Annotated in this window: 11 protein-coding genes and 1 pseudogene; 5 read left to right on the top strand and 7 right to left on the bottom strand. The window is 57.8% G+C overall.

Going from position 1 to position 17,288, the window contains the following annotated elements; genetic code table 11:
* Positions 1 to 292: pseudogene (locus tag NKH90_RS24390) on the bottom strand (calcium-binding protein); the annotation flags it as partial.
* Positions 293 to 1,233: 941 nt separating this feature from the next.
* On the opposite strand from NKH90_RS24390, the gene NKH90_RS24385 reads away from it, so the two are divergent.
* The 4 genes from NKH90_RS24385 to NKH90_RS24370 are packed head-to-tail and all read left to right on the top strand — an operon-like array spanning position 1,234 to position 7,921.
* Positions 1,234 to 2,451: a glycosyltransferase gene (locus NKH90_RS24385; RefSeq protein WP_352821433.1), complete on the top strand. Its 1,218-nt coding sequence runs from the start codon at positions 1,234 to 1,236 to the stop codon at positions 2,449 to 2,451.
* Positions 2,448 to 3,704, top strand: a complete 1,257-nt coding sequence (locus NKH90_RS24380) for an O-antigen ligase family protein (protein ID WP_352472460.1) — start codon at positions 2,448 to 2,450, stop codon at positions 3,702 to 3,704. The genes NKH90_RS24385 and NKH90_RS24380 overlap by 4 nt, the downstream gene beginning before the upstream one ends.
* Positions 3,705 to 3,708: 4 nt before the next feature.
* Positions 3,709 to 5,703, top strand: coding sequence for an asparagine synthase (glutamine-hydrolyzing) (gene asnB, locus NKH90_RS24375; protein WP_352501443.1), 1,995 nt, complete (start codon positions 3,709 to 3,711; stop codon positions 5,701 to 5,703).
* 1 nt (position 5,704) lies between these two features.
* Complete coding sequence (locus NKH90_RS24370; RefSeq protein WP_352821429.1) at positions 5,705 to 7,921, top strand: GumC family protein; 2,217 nt, start codon at positions 5,705 to 5,707, stop codon at positions 7,919 to 7,921.
* Between the two features lie 295 nt (positions 7,922 to 8,216).
* Here NKH90_RS24370 and NKH90_RS24365 read toward each other — a convergent pair whose 3' ends face one another.
* From NKH90_RS24365 to NKH90_RS24345, 5 genes are all read right to left on the bottom strand, one after another.
* On the bottom strand, positions 8,217 to 9,266 hold the full coding sequence (locus tag NKH90_RS24365) for a class I SAM-dependent methyltransferase (RefSeq protein WP_352472463.1): 1,050 nt from the start codon (positions 9,264 to 9,266) through the stop codon (positions 8,217 to 8,219).
* Between the two features lie 99 nt (positions 9,267 to 9,365).
* Positions 9,366 to 10,415: a glycosyltransferase family 2 protein gene (locus NKH90_RS24360; protein WP_352472464.1), complete on the bottom strand. Its 1,050-nt coding sequence runs from the start codon at positions 10,413 to 10,415 to the stop codon at positions 9,366 to 9,368.
* Positions 10,412 to 11,662, bottom strand: coding sequence for an oligosaccharide flippase family protein (locus tag NKH90_RS24355; RefSeq protein ID WP_352472465.1), 1,251 nt, complete (start codon positions 11,660 to 11,662; stop codon positions 10,412 to 10,414). The genes NKH90_RS24360 and NKH90_RS24355 overlap by 4 nt, the downstream gene beginning before the upstream one ends.
* Before the next feature lie 460 nt (positions 11,663 to 12,122).
* Positions 12,123 to 13,226, bottom strand: coding sequence for an NAD-dependent epimerase/dehydratase family protein (locus NKH90_RS24350; RefSeq protein WP_352821435.1), 1,104 nt, complete (start codon positions 13,224 to 13,226; stop codon positions 12,123 to 12,125).
* Between the two features lie 279 nt (positions 13,227 to 13,505).
* On the bottom strand, positions 13,506 to 14,216 hold the full coding sequence (locus tag NKH90_RS24345; protein WP_352472466.1) for a helix-turn-helix transcriptional regulator: 711 nt from the start codon (positions 14,214 to 14,216) through the stop codon (positions 13,506 to 13,508).
* Positions 14,217 to 14,502: 286 nt separating this feature from the next.
* Here NKH90_RS24345 and NKH90_RS24340 point away from each other — a divergent pair, with 286 nt between their 5' ends.
* Positions 14,503 to 16,242, top strand: coding sequence for a PAS domain S-box protein (locus tag NKH90_RS24340; RefSeq protein WP_352821425.1), 1,740 nt, complete (start codon positions 14,503 to 14,505; stop codon positions 16,240 to 16,242).
* Between the two features lie 183 nt (positions 16,243 to 16,425).
* On the opposite strand, the gene NKH90_RS24335 is transcribed toward NKH90_RS24340, so the two are convergent.
* Positions 16,426 to 17,103, bottom strand: coding sequence for a LuxR C-terminal-related transcriptional regulator (locus NKH90_RS24335; protein WP_023675618.1), 678 nt, complete (start codon positions 17,101 to 17,103; stop codon positions 16,426 to 16,428).
* Between the last annotated feature and the right edge of the window lie 185 nt (positions 17,104 to 17,288).

The following is a 17,288-nucleotide window of genomic DNA, read 5'->3' as shown; positions in this document are numbered from 1 at the left end:
TCCAGTCGGATTCCGCCTTCAGGTTCTCGGCGGTTGCATAGGTGCCCCACCTGCCCGTGGGATCGGGCTCGTCAACCAGATAGAACCCAAACACATTCGGATTGCCGAGGAAGGGGGTCATTTTCTCGATGAAGGATGCGGTTACGCCCTCATGCTCGTTGAGGTACACCAGGCCTTTCATGCCGTCAGGCAATGCGTCGACCAGCGAAACATACTGAACGTCAGCCAGATTGAAGCCGGCGGTTGCGATTTCGGTGGCAGAACCACCCGATGCATAGTGCAGAGTTGCCATCCATAATCCCTCATTTTGATTCGATAGCGCCCCGCGGATGTCTGCCTACTAGAGGGTGTATATTAGCGCCAAATCACATACCTGCAGGCTCTGATAGAATGGTTGATCGCCAATAGGAATGCTGCACGGAAGGAGTAACTTCCATGGACATAATAAATAAGTAACAAGAATATGATCCCATCAAAGGGCCGTGTTTTATCCAGCCCATCTGGTTATATTGAAAGACAGATAGTTTAATATCTAGAGCGTATCTTGCAGATCGCTGAAATAAACTTGTAAATTATGTTTCTATCTAACTGTTCACCCGCGCATTGAGAGATCAGGCAGACGTTCACCTAAGAGCCAGACCCCTCCACAGTCTCAATCCCGCAACCAATTAGTTGTGGATAATTCGTAGGTGTCCGCGCGTTCGTCGCGTGAAATCGGTCGGCAGATCAGGTCGCCGGCGTCGGAACGGTCCGAATCGGCTTATCCGCTGGTCGCAAGGAGGCAGGTTGCGCCAGGAGTTGTGGCTGAGGGGTCGACTATCATGCCTGGGAGCACAAGCGGGTCAAGCTGAGGCGCGAACCCGGACCGGGAGCTTAGGAATCCGACGCGCCCAGCGTAGAGCAGCCGTACAACGCACGACTGTCGGAAGCGCTTTCTTCGGTTGCCTTATCAGTTGCAAGTCCGGCTTGGCCGAACCGCTAGAGTTCAAGGCGCAATTCATCACCGTACCCGTTCCTATGCACCACCAGATGCCGTCGAGGCGGTTCGCGATACCCGTAAGGCCGTGATCCCCATGCAGTTTGCCTCATTCAAACAGACGAGGACAGTATGCAAGCCTCCTCCTACCGTATCCTTTCACGCGCACAGAAGTAACGAAGCAAAACCATGAAAGCAGATGCGAAAGGCAGTTACTTCACGCGACCGGAACACGGCGCACGGACGGGAGCTTCGGGATGAATCCGCATCTCGTTTGTGTGGGAGGCGAAGATCACGCCCTGAGAATTCCGTTCCTAATGTCGCTGCGCGAAAGCGGCTTCCGGGTCACGGCAGTTTCAACCGGCGATGAGGCTGCGTTTTTGCGGCATGGCATTCCGCATCGCCGCTACGGTTTCGACCGATTTGCCAGCGGCACTGGCGAGTGGACCGCTGTAAGAGCGATTCGGAAATTGCTTGCGGAACTCCGGCCTGACATCGTCCAAAGCTTCGATACCAAGCCTAACCTGCTGACACCCATTTCGGTGCGCGGAACGGTCCCGGTCGTGCGCACGATCAACGGCCTGGGCTGGACATTCTCATCGTTGGAACCGCGGGCTCTGGCCTTACGTCCAATTTTTTGCGGACTACAATGGCTTGCCTCCTTCTGGACGGCAGCGACGGTATTTCAGAATCGGGACGATGAGGCTTTCTTCAAGCGCTTTCGATTGATTGAACCTGGCAGCGGAAGAGTGATCCGCAGTTCTGGCATCGATGTCGATGCGTTCGCTATGGCGAGGCATCTTGCTCCGCCGGCGGCGAAAATGCGCCAGGAACTCGGGCTCCAGTCAGCAGAGATCGTAATTTTTGTGGGCCGGCTAACCCGCCAGAAGGGCATCCCGACGCTGCTCCAAGCAGTCCCCCGCGTCCTTTCTAAAAGGCCTAATGCGCGTTTCGTGCTTGTCGGCCCTTGGGAGTCCGAAGGTCCATTTGCAGTCGACAAGTCGGAAATCGATCACGCTCCTCATATCATCGCGCTAGGCCCACGACGCGATGTTCCAGCCCTTCTTGGCATGGCCGACGTGTTCGCCTTCCCCACACAATATCGAGAAGGAATCCCGCGCGTCCTGCTCGAGGCAGGGCTGGCGGGATTGCCCATGGTCGCCTCAAAGATGCCCGGCTGCAATGAGGTGGTCGAGGATGGATGGAACGGCTACCTAGTCCAACCCTACGACGCCGATGGCCTTGCATCTCGAATAGTCGACATCCTGTCCGACCGCAGTCACGGAAAAATCATGGGCGGTCGTTCTGTCGAACTCGTCCGTGAGCAGTTCGCGCTGCCGCGGGTGGTCGCTCAGTATTGCGATCTGTACGAAAATATCCTTGGCGCCAAATCCCACGGTGGCCTCGCCCGACCGGCGTATCCGATCTTAATTAGAGACGATGCTGTCAGCGGTAGATTGGATGTGCGCCGATGATCCGGGACGCGATCCTGGCCTGCGGGCTCGCAACGACCTATGCGGAGCAACTCGACATTCCCGGGTCGCCCTTGGGGATTGGCGAACTGTTCCTCGTGCTTTGGATCATGCTGTCGATCGCGCGCGTCCTTGCCGGCGGTCGCCTGGAGACCAGGCCGGCGCTGACACTCCTTGCAAGTTACTGGACGATCATGGCGCTGGCTCTGGGGGTCGGCACCGTTGTCGGCTATCTGACCACAGTTCTATACCTGACGGGCCTGATGCACGATACGATGGCCTACCTGCTGTTGGTCAGCGTCACCTGCCTTGCCGCTGCAGAACCCGACGCCGACCGCCATCTCCGTCGTACTGGCTGGTGGGTCGTGGGTATCGCGAATATGGCCCTTGCCATTCAGCTGGGACAGGGCTGGGGCTGGATCCCCCGAGCTGGCGTCGATCCCTGGTACTGGGACCGCTTTCGCGGCTGGTCGCACAATCCAAATCAGCTCGCGCTCTACTGCGCAATCTTTGGCCCGCTAGCCTTGCATCTTGCGACCACCACCAGCAATCGATGGGGCAGGTTTCTTGGGATCGCCAGCCTGTTCCTAACCTTCTATGTCGGGAGGCTGACAAAGAGCGATACCTATTTGTATACCAGTATCCTGACTTGCCTGACGTTCCTCGGGCTGCGGATCAGGACATGGCTCAAGACCGGTGGCAACAGGGGCAGCTTTTCACGGCAAGCCGTCCTCCTGTTGCTCGTCGGTATCCTTCCGTTGGCGATCGCGATAACCCCCTACGCCGTGACGGAGGCGAGCGTCCTCGAAAACTTCGCCAAGGGCCTGACCAAGGACAAGGGCGGCGAGGCCACTGCCGAAACCGCCGCACTCCGCGTGCATCTCTGGGACGAAGCAATAGAGAAGGGCGCGGAATCCGGGTCGTTGGGCCTTGGTCCAGGTCCGCATCTCGAGCGCCCATCAGTGTTCGAATCGCAATTTCTGGAACGACCCTTCGAGGCTCACAACACGATCCTCGACCTGTACACTCAAGGTGGACTTATTGCGGTTCTGGCGCTGGTCTGGATCGTCAGCGCCGCCATCGTGTCGGTATGGCGTGCGAAGCTCGACGCGCTGTTAGCGCTCGTGGTGTCAATCGCTATTTTCGGAATGCCGCACCTGATCATCCGTCACCCGATCGTGTGGTTTGCGCTGACCATCTGCCTTGTCGCCGGTGCTCCGAAAGCAGTTTCTGCAATCTCCAACAATCCGGGTTAATGGCATGTGTGGTATTGCCGGAATTCTTCTTGCCCCCGATTCAGCCGACACGAAGCCCCTCAAGGCAATAGAGCAAATGACGGCCGCGCTTCGTCACCGCGGACCGGATGGCGAGGCATTCTGGATACATAGCGAAGCCGGGCTTGCCTTCGGTCACAGGCGTTTGGCCATTGTTGATCTGTCGGAGGCGGGCTGCCAGCCAATGCATTCCGAAAGCGGCAGATACGTCATTACGTTTAACGGCGAAATATACAATTTCCGCGATCTGCGCTGCGAACTGGAAAGTACAGGTCGTCATTTCAGGGGCACCAGCGATACCGAGGTCATGCTTGCCGCTATTGAGAATTGGGGCCTCGAAAAAGCACTCACACGCTTCGCCGGCATGTTCGCGCTAGGACTATGGGATCTGAAGACGAGGACGCTCCATCTCGCCCGCGACCGAATGGGCAAAAAGCCGCTTTATGTCGCCTCAACACGTGATGCGCTTGTTTTTGCCTCTGAGTTGAAGGCGATCACCCGTTTTCCAGGTTTTTGTCAGGAGCTCGATATCAATGCGGCCGCGGCGATGCTTTCGAACGGATGGGTACCGGATGACAGCTGCATCTGGCGAGGCGTGTTCAAATTACCGCCGGGTTCGGTCCTGTCGGTGACGGCAGCTGACTTCGCCGCGTCGCGAAGTGCCGCCTCGCTAGCGCATCGTATTCGATACTGGTGGTCGCTAGCCGAAACCGCCGCCAAAGGGCGGGCGGAGCAGGTCGTCGGCAGTGACGAAGAACTTACCACTGAACTGGATGGCCTGCTTCGACTTGCCGTTCGGGAGCGCATGATCGCTGACGTTCCGCTCGGGGCCTTCCTGTCGGGCGGAATAGACAGCTCGACGGTTGTAGCCCTGATGCAGGCTCAATCGGACAAGCCGGTGCGCACGTTCACGATCGCTTTCGGAGAGGGCGGGTTCGATGAGGCTCCCCACGCGGCGGAAGTCGCGCGGCATCTGGGCACCGACCATACCGAACTCCACCTTTCGGCTGCCGTAGCGCGCGAAGTCATTCCAGAATTGCCGCAGATCTGGGACGAGCCTTTCGCTGACGAATCGCAGATACCAACTCTGCTGGTGGCGCGGCTCGCCCGCCGGCACGTTACGGTGGCTCTGTCGGGTGACGGTGGCGACGAATGCTTCGCCGGCTACGCCCGCCACTTCATGGCTGCCCGCCTGCGACGACAGCATACTCTGCCGTCGGCACTGCGTCGGGCGCTCGCGGCAGGCACTGGGTTACTGGCCCGTGCAGCCCGTCACGATCTCGTCGGGAAGCTGCCGCTTTCGGAGGGTGCACGGCATGCGCTGCGGGGCGACCGGCTGGATCGCCTCGCTCAGCTACTCGCTGCAGCCGATGAGGACGAGTTGTTTCGGCGACTGACGAGATCGTCGACGGAGAACCTCAGCCTGCACCAGCCCCCCTCATCAATCCACGTCGAGCACCGGCTTGATGGGCTGCTGTCCCGTCTTTTGTATGACGATATGGACGGCTACCTGCCCGGCGATATATTGGTGAAGCTGGACCGCGCCAGCATGGCCAACAGCCTCGAGGGGCGGTGCCCGCTACTCGATCATCGGGTTGTCGAATTCGCCTGGCGCCTGCCGACGAATACCAAGGTTCGTAATGGCAAAGGTAAGTGGATCCTTCGTCAGTTGTTGCGCCGGTACGTTCCGCAGCGACTGATCGAGCGGCCAAAGCAAGGTTTCGATGTTCCTATAGCAGTCTGGCTGAGGGGCCCGCTGCTCAGTTGGGCAAACGATCTTGTCGCCGATATGCGCATCTCCGGAGACGGAATTTTCGACCTTGCGAAGGTGGATGCGTGCTGGCGCGGTCACGTCGATGGCAGGCACGACCATTCTCGCGAATTGTGGCCGGCTTTGATGTTCCAGGCCTGGCACAACGAGGCAAGGCGGCCATCGCCGCCAGCAACGGGTTCTCGCGTGCCCGAACTTACAGGAGATTAAGATGGAAGGGTCCATAGTTAGCCGCATCCACCTTCCGCACGTTACCGAAATGCACTTGCCTGCGCGCGAAATCACTCCGCGCATGAAACGGCCGTTGCGTGAGCAGATGGACACGCAAACCCCGCTCCATCAGCTCCTCGTTACCCTCTCAAGAAAAAAGTGGTTCCTCCTGGCCATGGTCGTCGCAGGCGGTGTCTTGGCCGCGCTTGGAGGGCTTGCACGGCCTGCCCTATACGAGGCCACCACGCAGGTAATCGTCGACGCACCTAGTAGAGCAGCCCCTGCCGGCGGCTTGATCTCTGCTCAGGATCAGCTGGATTCCAGCATTGACGACCATATCACCATGCTCTCATCGCAAAGCCACCTGCGAAGCGTAGTGGCAGCGCTGCGCAAAACGGATGCTGCCAATGGCGCTAAACAGGCTGGTGCTCGAACCGGAAACCATCCTCCGAAGCCTGTTGGCGTCGAGCCGCTGAATTTGCGCTCGGTTCCAGCCGATTTGCTGGCCAAAATTTGGCCGCGAAGCACGCCGGCGGAGCCAGATGCGGCTGAACTCAAGGTGCTGCGTGAAGGTATTAGGATCGGCCAGGAGCTGCGATCGAGAGTTATCAGTGTCGGCTTCACCGATCACGATCCGGCGCGAGCCGCTCTGATCGCCAACACGTTCGTCGAAGTGTATATTGGCGATCTGGCAAGGAAAAGCCAAGCGTCGGACAGGCTGGAACTCGACTCGATAGTCTCCGGGCTGCCGACTATACAAAGCAGTCTGGCAGAAGCGACCGATCGTCTGGAGAGATATCGGTTGAGCCATGGCGCGGTCGATCAAGGTGCGGCGGACAATGCTGCCAAGGAGACAGCCGAACTCACTCAGCAAATTTCCTTGTCGAAAGCGGACCTCTCCGCAACGGAATCCCGACTCCAACACATTCAGGACTTGCGAAAGGGGGGCGCGCCCGTTGCCTCGGTAGCCGAAGCCATCGGATCACCCTTGCTGGCCGATCTCTTGGCAGGCCAGGCCAACGGCACGGCAGATGAGAATGTCACAAATGCGATCGATCGTGAGATCGAACAAGAAATCGCCCGCGTCGCTGCTGAGGCAAACATCTATCGCTCCCAGATTGCGGCGCTGCAAAAGCGTAAGGATGTCCTAGATGCGGTTGTGGCCGATACAGCCGGCCGGCTTTCCGGACTGCGTGCTCTCGAGCCGCAGGTCAGCATCCTGACGCAGCGCTACAACGACCTTTTGACCCGGCAACAGGACTTGATGCGGCGTATTGCAAGTCCATCCCCCGGAGTCAGGCTTCTCTCAGCGGCGTGGCCCCCTACCAATCCAACGACTCTTTCGCCAATTTTTCTTATTCCGCCTGGCATGGTCGTGTTTGGCCTGATTGGAGGGATTTTCATACTTGTCCGCCAACGCTTCGATCGCACTTTGCGCGGAGAGGCCGAAGCTGAAGCAGCGCTCAAGGTTCCGTGCCTCGGGCTAATACCCCAGGCTCCCACAACGCACGCGAAGCGACTGCAGCAGCTGGTTTCAGGCCAGCAGGGGTGCAGATACAGCCGCGCCGTGACGTCCCTGCTTGTCGCCGCGGCGCCCCAACAGGCAAGGGATTACTCGAACATAATCTTGATAACATCCTGCGGTGAGGATGATGGCAAGACCGAGCTCGCATGGAGCATGGCCTTGGCGGCCACCAGACTTGGAGGGCGAGTACTCTTCATTGATCTGGACCGCACGGACCACCGCCTTACGGGCGAGTTTGTGAAGGAATTCAGCGCACGTAAGCCGCACAATTTTTTCGGAGACTATGTGAGTGACCGTTGTGCACTGCACGATGCGATAGCAGGAATGTCGGCGATCGGGATCGACTTCATGGCGCTCGCACCGTCGGAGGATCTGCTGCCCTTGCTGTCCAGTGTCGACGGCTCCCCTTTCAAAGATGAACTGCACTCGATCTATCGGGTCGTCATCATAAATGGACCGCTGGGGCTTGAGGGACCAGAGGCCAGGCTCCTGACAGGCTGGGGTGACGTGGTTCTTTTCGCCGTTCGCTGGGCGAAAACGCGACGCAGCATCGCGCGAGGCGTTCTGGACCTGCTTGCGGGCGATGCACCAGCTTCGGTCCCCGTCGCAAGCGTTCTCACGAAGGTTAATCTCAGGAAGCACGCTGGTTACCGGTTCGGGGACAGCGCTGACCTCTTGCTGGAGAGGACATGACGAGCGCGGCTCTTGTTGTTGCGCACTTCCCGCTTGGTTGAAAATCACCGCGCTAGGCGCTGCGCCGATCGGCTGCTGGGCGCGGGCCATCCGGCAGTAGCTGGGGTTGTCGCGGAGAGATCCATCCGGAGCGTGGGTCCGAAGTGTCACAACGGAACCTACGGCCAGGAGCCGCCGGACGGGCATTCATGAATTCCGGACCCCATCTGAGGCAACGCGCCTGACGCCGTCCTTCGTCTGCTTGGCGTTCACCGCGCGCCTAGTGGTGTCGAAATCACCCTTCACGCGGACCCGCTCATCGCTGCTTGGCTTGGCGATGAATCCGTAGCGCAGGTGACGAGACTTTGTCGATCTTTGCCCAGAGTGCGCTCCCCCCCATCGTCGATGCATTCCTGACCGCGTATGCCCATGCCGGCAACCGCGATGGTGAAATCGCAAGGGCAGTCAAACCTTGCGCAATCCGTTGCGCTTTGCTTCGCGGCAGGGCGCGCACGAACTCACTCACGCTACCTGGTTTCTCTCCCTTTCGGAAAAAGCTGTGGACGATGTCTTGTTTCAGGAATTTGGCGAGATTGAACGGCTCCCGCTCGCACTTGCTCAATTGCAAGCCGTGCCGCTGACATATGGCATCGAAGGCTTCTTTCGTCCATCGGCCGATGTGGTTTGGTGGCATGTCTATGAGCGAGCCATGGGACTCCATGTAGTAAGTTCTGTTTTCATTTGGCACGGCGATAAAGGCAGATCCTTGCGCCTTCAGAAGATATTTCAATCGAGCAAAAACGTCGTCCACTTGGTCCATATGCTCGAAGACTTGAAACATGAAAATAAAGTCGAAGGACTCTTTCATAGAATCGAAGCTGTCCATCCGAAAATCGCCTGAATAGGTCTTAAAGCCTTTCGACGCCAGTACAGACCTCGCCGTTTCGTTGTAGTCGACCGCAGAGATGTCGGAAACATGGAAGAATTTATTCTTGATGCGATCGAGAAAATATCCGAACCCAGACCCCACTTCGAGGGCAGTTTTTCCGCCAGTCTTCAGGCCCGCGAGCTCTTCGATAGTCCTTGAATATTCCCATTTCATGGTCGGATAGGAAGGGTACGCCCAGGCTAAGTTATAAAATTCAACGCCGCCAGCGACGAAGGGATCTGCAAAACCGAATCCGCAATCTGCGCATTTGCGGATATCGCATGTGTTGCTGCCCCAGAGATCCGACAGGTGGCTTGTTAATTTTCGAGAGCGGTCGGGGTCCTGACGCGGATTGATGAAATGTCGAGAGGCCTCATCTGCTGTCACTTCGAACAATTTCGCGGTTGATACACTGGCACACGCCGGACAAATGGTCATCTCGCTTACCCCTAAAGGCCAGACCGAAGGAAAGCCGCCTTCGACGGTATATGATGCGCCCCAGCCCGCCCGCCGTCGCGCTCGACGATGCCGCCATGCTCAGAAGCTAAATCGTCTCAGGCTACGCAATCGACCCAGTCTCGGGCGGATCGCGAACACGTAAGTAAGAATGTGCTGGCTCGCTATTTTCATAACTGACGGGCGAAGAATTTGCATCGCATCTCGGATCGTCGCCCGCCAGGGTTGCTGGTGGAATCTGCTGGGAAGACGAGCAACCCGCAGCGCCCGTAACAGAGTCTCAGGGCAGGGAAGATGTTTACGATCCTCGATGAGGTTCCAGTTAAGCTCTTTGACGGCAAGCGTTACCTGATCGACCTCATCGAAACTCTTGGTTGTAGTGATGCTCGGGTGGTTCGTCGCGTCGTAGAAGATCAAGCCATCGTTTATCGCGACCATGTCTCCGTGGCAGGCCAGATCGACAAAGAACAGCTGGTCGACTCCAGCTGGGATTGAATTATGGGCGCGCATCAGGCAACCCGCGTGAATGACGTCGCGGTTGATCAAAAGCGTCGATGGGATGATCCCAAGGCTCCGCGTCGTGCGGACCAGATAGAGGTCCGTCAGGCATTGCTGGCTTGAGTAGACGGAAATTCGTTGCCGCCCCTGCGGTGGCAATCGGAATTTCATCCGATCGTCCTCAATTATATTGGCTGCACAGGTCATGAATGCAGCTGAGGGATGCTTGGTGGAAACCTCGGCAAAGGTCTTGAGTGCGCCCGGGGCGAGCCAGTCATCGTCATGGAGCAGCTTGATCCATTTTCCGGCGCAAGCGAGCATGGCATTGTTGGTATTCTCTACCTGACCGCGGCCCCGGCAGTTTTCGACAATTCGGATGCGAGGCTCGGTCCGCGCATACTCGGCCACGATTGCCCAGGTCGGTCCGTCCCGGCCCTCGTCGTCGCTGACGACCAACTCCCAACTGGAAAAATTCTGACTCAGAATGCTATCCATTGCCCGGCGGATCGTGTCCGGTCGGCGAAAGGTTGGGATTGCAACTGAAATGAAAGGGCGCAGTCGCGAAGCATCAGCGCGATGATGTTGGTCAACCACAGCGGTCGTTTGGAGCTGATCAAGCTGCGATTGTTTCATGGTGCTTTTCCCTCGAGATGATGACCTTGTTTTGGTATGGCAGCTCCCGCTGGTTTAATGGCATGGCTCAAAATATACAGAGAGGCCGCCGTTTTCAGTGCAAACCCGACGCCGCCGCCGGCCGCCATCAGATAAATGACCTTGAGTGGTTCCCAACCTGCCTCAGCACCGGCAAGAAGCGGACCAAACACCAGCGCCGTCCGCGCGCCGTCGACGAGAAGCCGTAGCTCCTGCCGGCGCAGGAGAGCTGGGACATCTTGAAGCGGCGTCGCCAACGCCTGCGCAGCCCCCATGAACGCCAGCGCGGTCATAATGTCTGCGGCGGGAACCCAGGGCGGGCCCAGCAGGGGGACGACAATATATGGCGCAGCCAGGCCAAGCGCCAATATTGGCAATGCAGTGAGGCAGGCTGAAAGCATCAAGAGGCCGCGTGCGGTGCCGAGCAGATGTCTGCGATCACTGTTTTTGTTCGCCTCGGAGACAAAAACATTGCTGAGCGGGGTGGCGATCAGCGTGACCGGCGCAGTCACCAGCCGCGCTGCCACTCCCAGGTAACCCGCAAAAGCGGCGCCAAACAGCGAACCAACAAGTATTGCGGGAAGATTGATAATGGCGAAACTCGCGAGAGCTGAGGGAATGTCAAATAACGGAAACTTGTATTCTCGCCTGGCGACGGCAAAGACGGTACGCCACGGCGCTCGGGCGACGCCGTGTAAGTCCTTCCAGCTCAGAATCCGAGAGCCGAGGAGTCCGATAAAAATGAATTGGCTCAGGATATGGGCATGTACCATCGACTCACCTCCGAAATGGGCGAGCCCAAAAATCAATTGCAGCAGGGCCATGGTCGCCGGCAAGATCAGCCGGCCGAGGGCGAAGTCTCGTAGCAGGCCTGCGCGCAGGCTCCAGCAGTTCATGGCTTCGACGAGACCTGCGCCCGCCATCCCAAGTGGAACGAGCCAGGCGAGGTGGCCGACCCGCGCTGGAGCGATGCTCGCCCACAGCAGTCCTGCCGCAAAGGCGAGGACACTCGTCACCGACACAGCCAGGAGAATGAGCTTAACAGTCACATACGCCCGCGCATTGTCCTTGACACCATAGAGAGAGGCCTCGAAACGCAGTGCTGCGATCGCGCCGAGGATGTTTACGATCGAAAGATAAATCGTGAAGATCCCGAAATCTGCCGGGGAATAGAGCCGGGCCAAAACGGGAATAGCGGCGACGAGAGTCAACTGACCGGCAATCGCCATGGCCGAAACGCCTCCTGCCGCGCGCAGAATACTGCCGATCGGGCTTGGAGGAACACGGGTGATTATTTTCTCGACCGTAGGAACCGTCCTGGATCTCAGAAAGTAGCTTTGGGACATGAGCTCGCGATTCCGAGGAGGCAAAATGCGGTTGACCGGAGCTTACGATGGGGCCTGAACGTCACCATCATCCATCTGAATGACATCGTTCGGCGGAGCGGCGATGTAGCGAATTCTTTGTGCTCCGGGCGGGGCACAACTGCAGCTCTGAAATTGAGACCGCTCGTTGGACTTGCCCGCGATGAACTGATTTCTGCGGGGATCGCGCGGGCATCGATGCTCGGGAATGTCGTCGTCACGTTATGCGGTACCAACTGGATCTTTTGACCAGACCAGCAGCCGCGACAAGGATGGCCGACGCGTGGATTCGTCGCTCCGACAAGGCGCGGATTACACGGTGGGCTTACACATGCATTAACGTTTGTTGCTGTGTGCTGGCTGCGATGTTCGTTCCATGAAAGTCCCGGTACCATTCGACAAAGCGTTGCACTCCGTCCTCGAGCGTTGTCGCCGGGGCGAAGCCGACAGCGTTACGAAGATCACTCACGTCGGCGCGAGTCTCCAGAACGTCGCCCGGTGGTAGAGGCACTTCCACGCGAATCGCCCGGCAGCCAAGGGCGGTCTCGATGAGCGAAATCAGCCGGTTAATCTCCTCCGGCCGGTCGTTGCCAATATTATAGACGCGGTACGGTGCAGAACTTGTGGCGGGATCTGCGGTAAGAAAATCCCAACCCGGGTCGGGTCGCGGCGGTGCAGCGAGTGCTCGAACCACCCCCTCAGCGACGTCGTCGATATAGGTGAAGTCTCGCCACACGCGGCCGGCATTGGCTACTTCGATTGGTTTCCCCTCGATAATCAAACGCGTGAACATGTAGACTGCCATGTCGGGCCTGCCCCAGGGGCCATAAACGGTGAAGAAGCGCAGTCCGGTCACGGGCAAGCAGAATAAATGACTGTATGAATGCGCCATGAATTCGTTTGAACGCTTGGTTGCGGCGTACAGACTGACAGGATGGTCTGCGCCGTGATGCTCAGAAAACGGTGTGGTTCGATTTGAGCCGTAGACGGAGCTCGACGAAGCGTAGACGAGATGACTAGCGCCGAAGTGCCGGCAGCCCTCAAGGACGTTGAGAAACGCCACTATGTTCGATTGCACATAGCAATGCGGGTCAGCAAGTGAATGACGCACGCCGGCCTGAGCCGCGAGATGGACAAAGTGTGAGGGGCGAAATTCTGAAAACAGCAACTGAACGCGGGCGGCATCCGCCAGGTCAATTCGCATCGAAGTGAAGCCCGGCTCGGCACAGAGACGTGCAAACCGCGCTTCCTTGAGTCGTGGATCGTAGTAGGGGGTGAAATTGTCGACGCCGATGACTTCGACACCCAGACGCAAAAGCCGCAAGGCGACGTGAAAACCAATGAAGCCTGCAGCACCGGTGACGACGATCGGTCCTATCGGGGCGAGTTCCTTCACGGCGCGGTCTGACCGGGATCGGGCGGTTTCCATATTTTCCGCAGAAAGAACGGAACCACCGTTTAAATCATGATCCAATTTTTTGCCCCTTCGACGTCACTCGACAGTGTCGAATTGCCTATTCCGAGATCCCGGCCAATTGTGCCGGGATGTTATGTGCCGGGGCGTCGGCGTCGGCACAGGTGAGCAGGCGCCGGCCACGCGCTGCGCAACGTGACCTGCCAAGCTAGGTTGGAACGGCCTCCAGCACCGGTCGACCAAGCCCCGTCGCATGTGGATGCCGCCAACTAGACCCCAACAACTGCGCGGCCCTTACGGCAGGACCGAAATACGCCCAAGAAGGGCCACCAGTTCCGCCTGGCGTTTTGTTTCGGTCTTGGCGAACAGCGAGGCAAGCTGGGAACGGATCGTGGTGCGGCTGAGACGCCAGCTGCGAGCGATCTCCAAAGGTGCGTCGCCCTGGGCCAAGCGCAAGGCGAGGTGCGTTTCTGCGCTCGTCAAGCCAAACATTCTTTGCAGCGTCCGAGGATTTGGCCCCGACCTGTTGTCGCGATCCAGCAGCGCCACAATGCTTGTTCCGTCGGGAGCGATAACGCCGTTCTCGTTCAGTATCACCGGTCGGTCGCCCCTGCTGCGGATCACTACCCAAGACAATGAGCCCGGCAGGAATTGGCCCGGAACATTCGCGATCAGCCGCCTTAGGGCGGCCGTAAGTCCGCTCGCCGTGTCGGCCGCTTCGCCCTGGCGCTCAAGCGTGGTTTGGGCGGCTGCGTTCCACTCGACTACTTTTCTTTCGCGATTCAACACGAGATAGCCACAGCCAATGCGATCAAGCACGCCGGTTATGGATTCCAGACTGCGGCCTTTTGGTTCGCCGAACCTTGCGCCCAATGGATCCGATGCGCGATCGGGAAGGTGACCAGAAGAGGGCCGCGTATTCCGCGCTTCAAAATCATACTTGGTCCTCGTAACAATATACCGATTGTTCGAAGAAGCATCGACCTGTCTATCGATCAGATTCATTTTCTACCCCTAACCCAAAGTTTCACACGCCCGAAATAAGTATTCGGGATTCATGTAGTCTTCTATGTGTAGCTGGATTATAGTCTTCTATGCGCTGACGGATAATACGTTCATCATCACCTTGAAAACTTAATATGATCCGACAGTTCTAAGGCAGCTCTTAGGCCCCGCTGCGTCCGATAAAATGCGCGCTATGATAGCGGTATGGCAATCCGGCAGTGGTACTAAGCTGTACGTTTTTTGCTCTAGTCTCGACGGGCTAGTCAGAAGGTTGTAGTCTGTGTCCATGAGCTCGCAGTCGCGCAGGTCGAATTCGAACCCGTCGGGCAGATTGCTAACTCATATTGCGTCTGCATCGGTGTTAGCTGCCACACTGATATTTGAAATAAAATCGTCAGCCTATATTGGGCAAGGCGCAAGTTTTCTGGAATTTATTCCGGCTATTATTATTATCGCTTATCTCGAAGACCGCGTACCTGCGCTCGCTGCGACCATTCTGATGGTTGCTGTCGGGCTGTGGGCACGAGGACACGATCAGATTTCAAGTGGAGACTGGGCACGCGCAATCCTGCTTCTGGTTTCGGGTGGCGTGATTGCCATGACCTTCCATCGTCTGCGGCAGGACTTGCGTGAGTTGCTGGAAGTCGCGGAGGCCAGGCTCGCTGCCGTCGAGGCGACCGAAAGCCGCTATCGTTGGGCCTTCGAACGTGCTGCCATGGGATTCGCGAACACCAACAAGAAAGGTGAGTTGCTGCAGTCCAACAGACGCCTTTGTGAGATGACCGGGTACAGGGAGGAGGAGCTTGCCCAATTACAGCTTGATACGCTCGCCCATCCGAACGACCGGGATACCTTGGCGCAATTGCTGGCGAGGCTGGGCAATGACATTTCTTCGTTCGTTTCGGAGGTGCGTCTGTCACGAAAGGACGGTACGGCATTCTGGGCCAGGCTAACGCTTTCTTCGTCCGTGCCCGAGGGTGGCCTCTCGGAGAGCATCTTCGTGGTGGTCGACGATATTTCGGAACGACGCGCTGTTCACGAAGCGCTTCGGGCCCAGAAGGAATGGCTGGACCTCGCTCTGTCTGCTGGACGCTTGGCCACGTGGCGCATAGACCTTAAAGACGGGGTAGTCACGGGCTCGGACACGTTCTGGGACATTCTCGGCCTGGCCCAGGCCAATAGCCGCAGTTTGGAGGAGCTGTCAGCTGTCGTTCATCCGGCGGACTGGCCAAAGCTGGCGGCATCGAGAAAGGCCGCACCATCGGTCACGAATTACGATGTCGAGATACGCGTCCGCCGACCGGACGGACATATCCGCTGGGTTGCCCTGCGCGGAAGGGAGGAAAGACATGATGATGGTGGACAACGGCTTGGGGTGGCCGCCGACCTGAGCGAGAGACGACAAACCACGCTGCTGCGCGCCGCGGCAAAGAAGCGGGAGCGCATTATGCTCGAACAGCGTCACAGATTCGGCAACGTTTTCGCGGTGATCACGGCGCTCGTGAAAATGGTCGATGCTCCTGGAAACAATGTTGCCAAATACAAGGAAATGCTGATCGACCGGATACGCGCGCTTGAGGCAACCCATCTGCTTCTTTCACGCAACGGCAGCGTATCGGGGACGCTAAACGATCTCGTTGCGCAAGAATTGCAACCATATATGGGAACACGCGCCATATCGGTCGGCGGTCCTTCCGTGACGATGTCGGGAGGCGCCGCCGAGAGTTTTGCGATGATCGTTCACGAGCTTGCCACCAATTCCATGAAGTATGGAGCGCTTGGCGATCCAAAAGGCCGGATCGACGTAAGCTGGACGTTCGCACCTGAAGACACAGGCAGCGAGATCGGGTTCGAGTGGGTGGAATCGGGGCGGCGGCGGACCTCGAGCGTAGTCCGTCATGGCTTCGGTTCCATGATAATCGGAGTGGATGGAGCGCCGCTTGTCGGTCACTCTCCCAGGCTGGAAATATCGGACCAAGGGTTACGGTATTCGCTGCGGCTGTCACGCAAGGAAATCGGATTGTAGTGCAGTGCTCCAATCGGAAAGCAGATATCTAAAGGCGGGTCGCGCTGAGCGGCCTTTGAGATGCGCAGGGTTCCTTCCAAGAATGTCGTCGGCCCAAAGCTGCGCCGCGGCTTTGGGATATGCAGTAAAATGCATGAGGAGTCTTGCGACGCCGTTTGCACGTCCAAAAGGACGCGCGGCGCTCTAGCTGGCATGTCTCGAAAGCCAAGTCTTCAGCATAACGGCAGCCTCGGTCCGATTGCGTACCCCCAATTCACGCAGAACCGCAGCAGCGTGGATTTTCGTGGTCGCCTCCGCGATTTCCAGATCGCGCGCAATTTCCTTGTTTGAATAGCCTTCCGCCATCAGCTTGAGGACTTCCTTTTGCCTCGAAGTCAGCCTGCCAAGGTTGACGCCAGCGGTACGCCTCTGTGGGCCTTTGTCGTCGGAATGGGTATGCGCGTGGGTTGTTTGCGTCGCTCCCGGGCGTGACAGAAGTGCAGGAACATAGATGCGGCCGGAGAGGATTTCATTGACGGCCAAAACAACCTCTTCGTCCGTCTGCGATTTTACGATGTAGCCGTGAAGCCCGATCGACAGAGCTGTGAGTATTTCCGAGCGTGAATCGTTTCCGGAAACGATCGCAAATCGCGTGTCCGGATAGGCAGACAGGATCCCGCCGAGCACTTCTTGATTGAACAGGCCCGGCATATTCAGATCCAGGATCGCAAGATCCACGAACGACTGCTCCGCCAGCAAACTGAGCACCGCGTCGAAACAGGACGCTTCAAAGATCTCCACACCTGGAATGCCTGCGGTCAGTGCCAATCGCAAGCCGCGACGATACAAGCCGTGATCGTCGGCGATGACGATTCGATACATTGAACTACCCCAACGCCTATCTGAATGGATTGAACGGTAATGGCCTGAAAATCGTGGCCATCCACTCGTCGATTCATCCAGCCGACGCTGCGGCACCCCCAACACCGCAAACGCCAGATTTCTAATATAATCTTAAATGACGGGAAACGCTCCTCTTTTTTTGCCCCTTGTGAGCGAAACCCGCC

The sequence above is a fragment of the Mesorhizobium sp. M0898 genome (assembly GCF_040319695.1).
Classification (GTDB): domain Bacteria; phylum Pseudomonadota; class Alphaproteobacteria; order Rhizobiales; family Rhizobiaceae; genus Mesorhizobium.
This window is presented reverse-complemented; position numbering and strand designations above follow the sequence as displayed.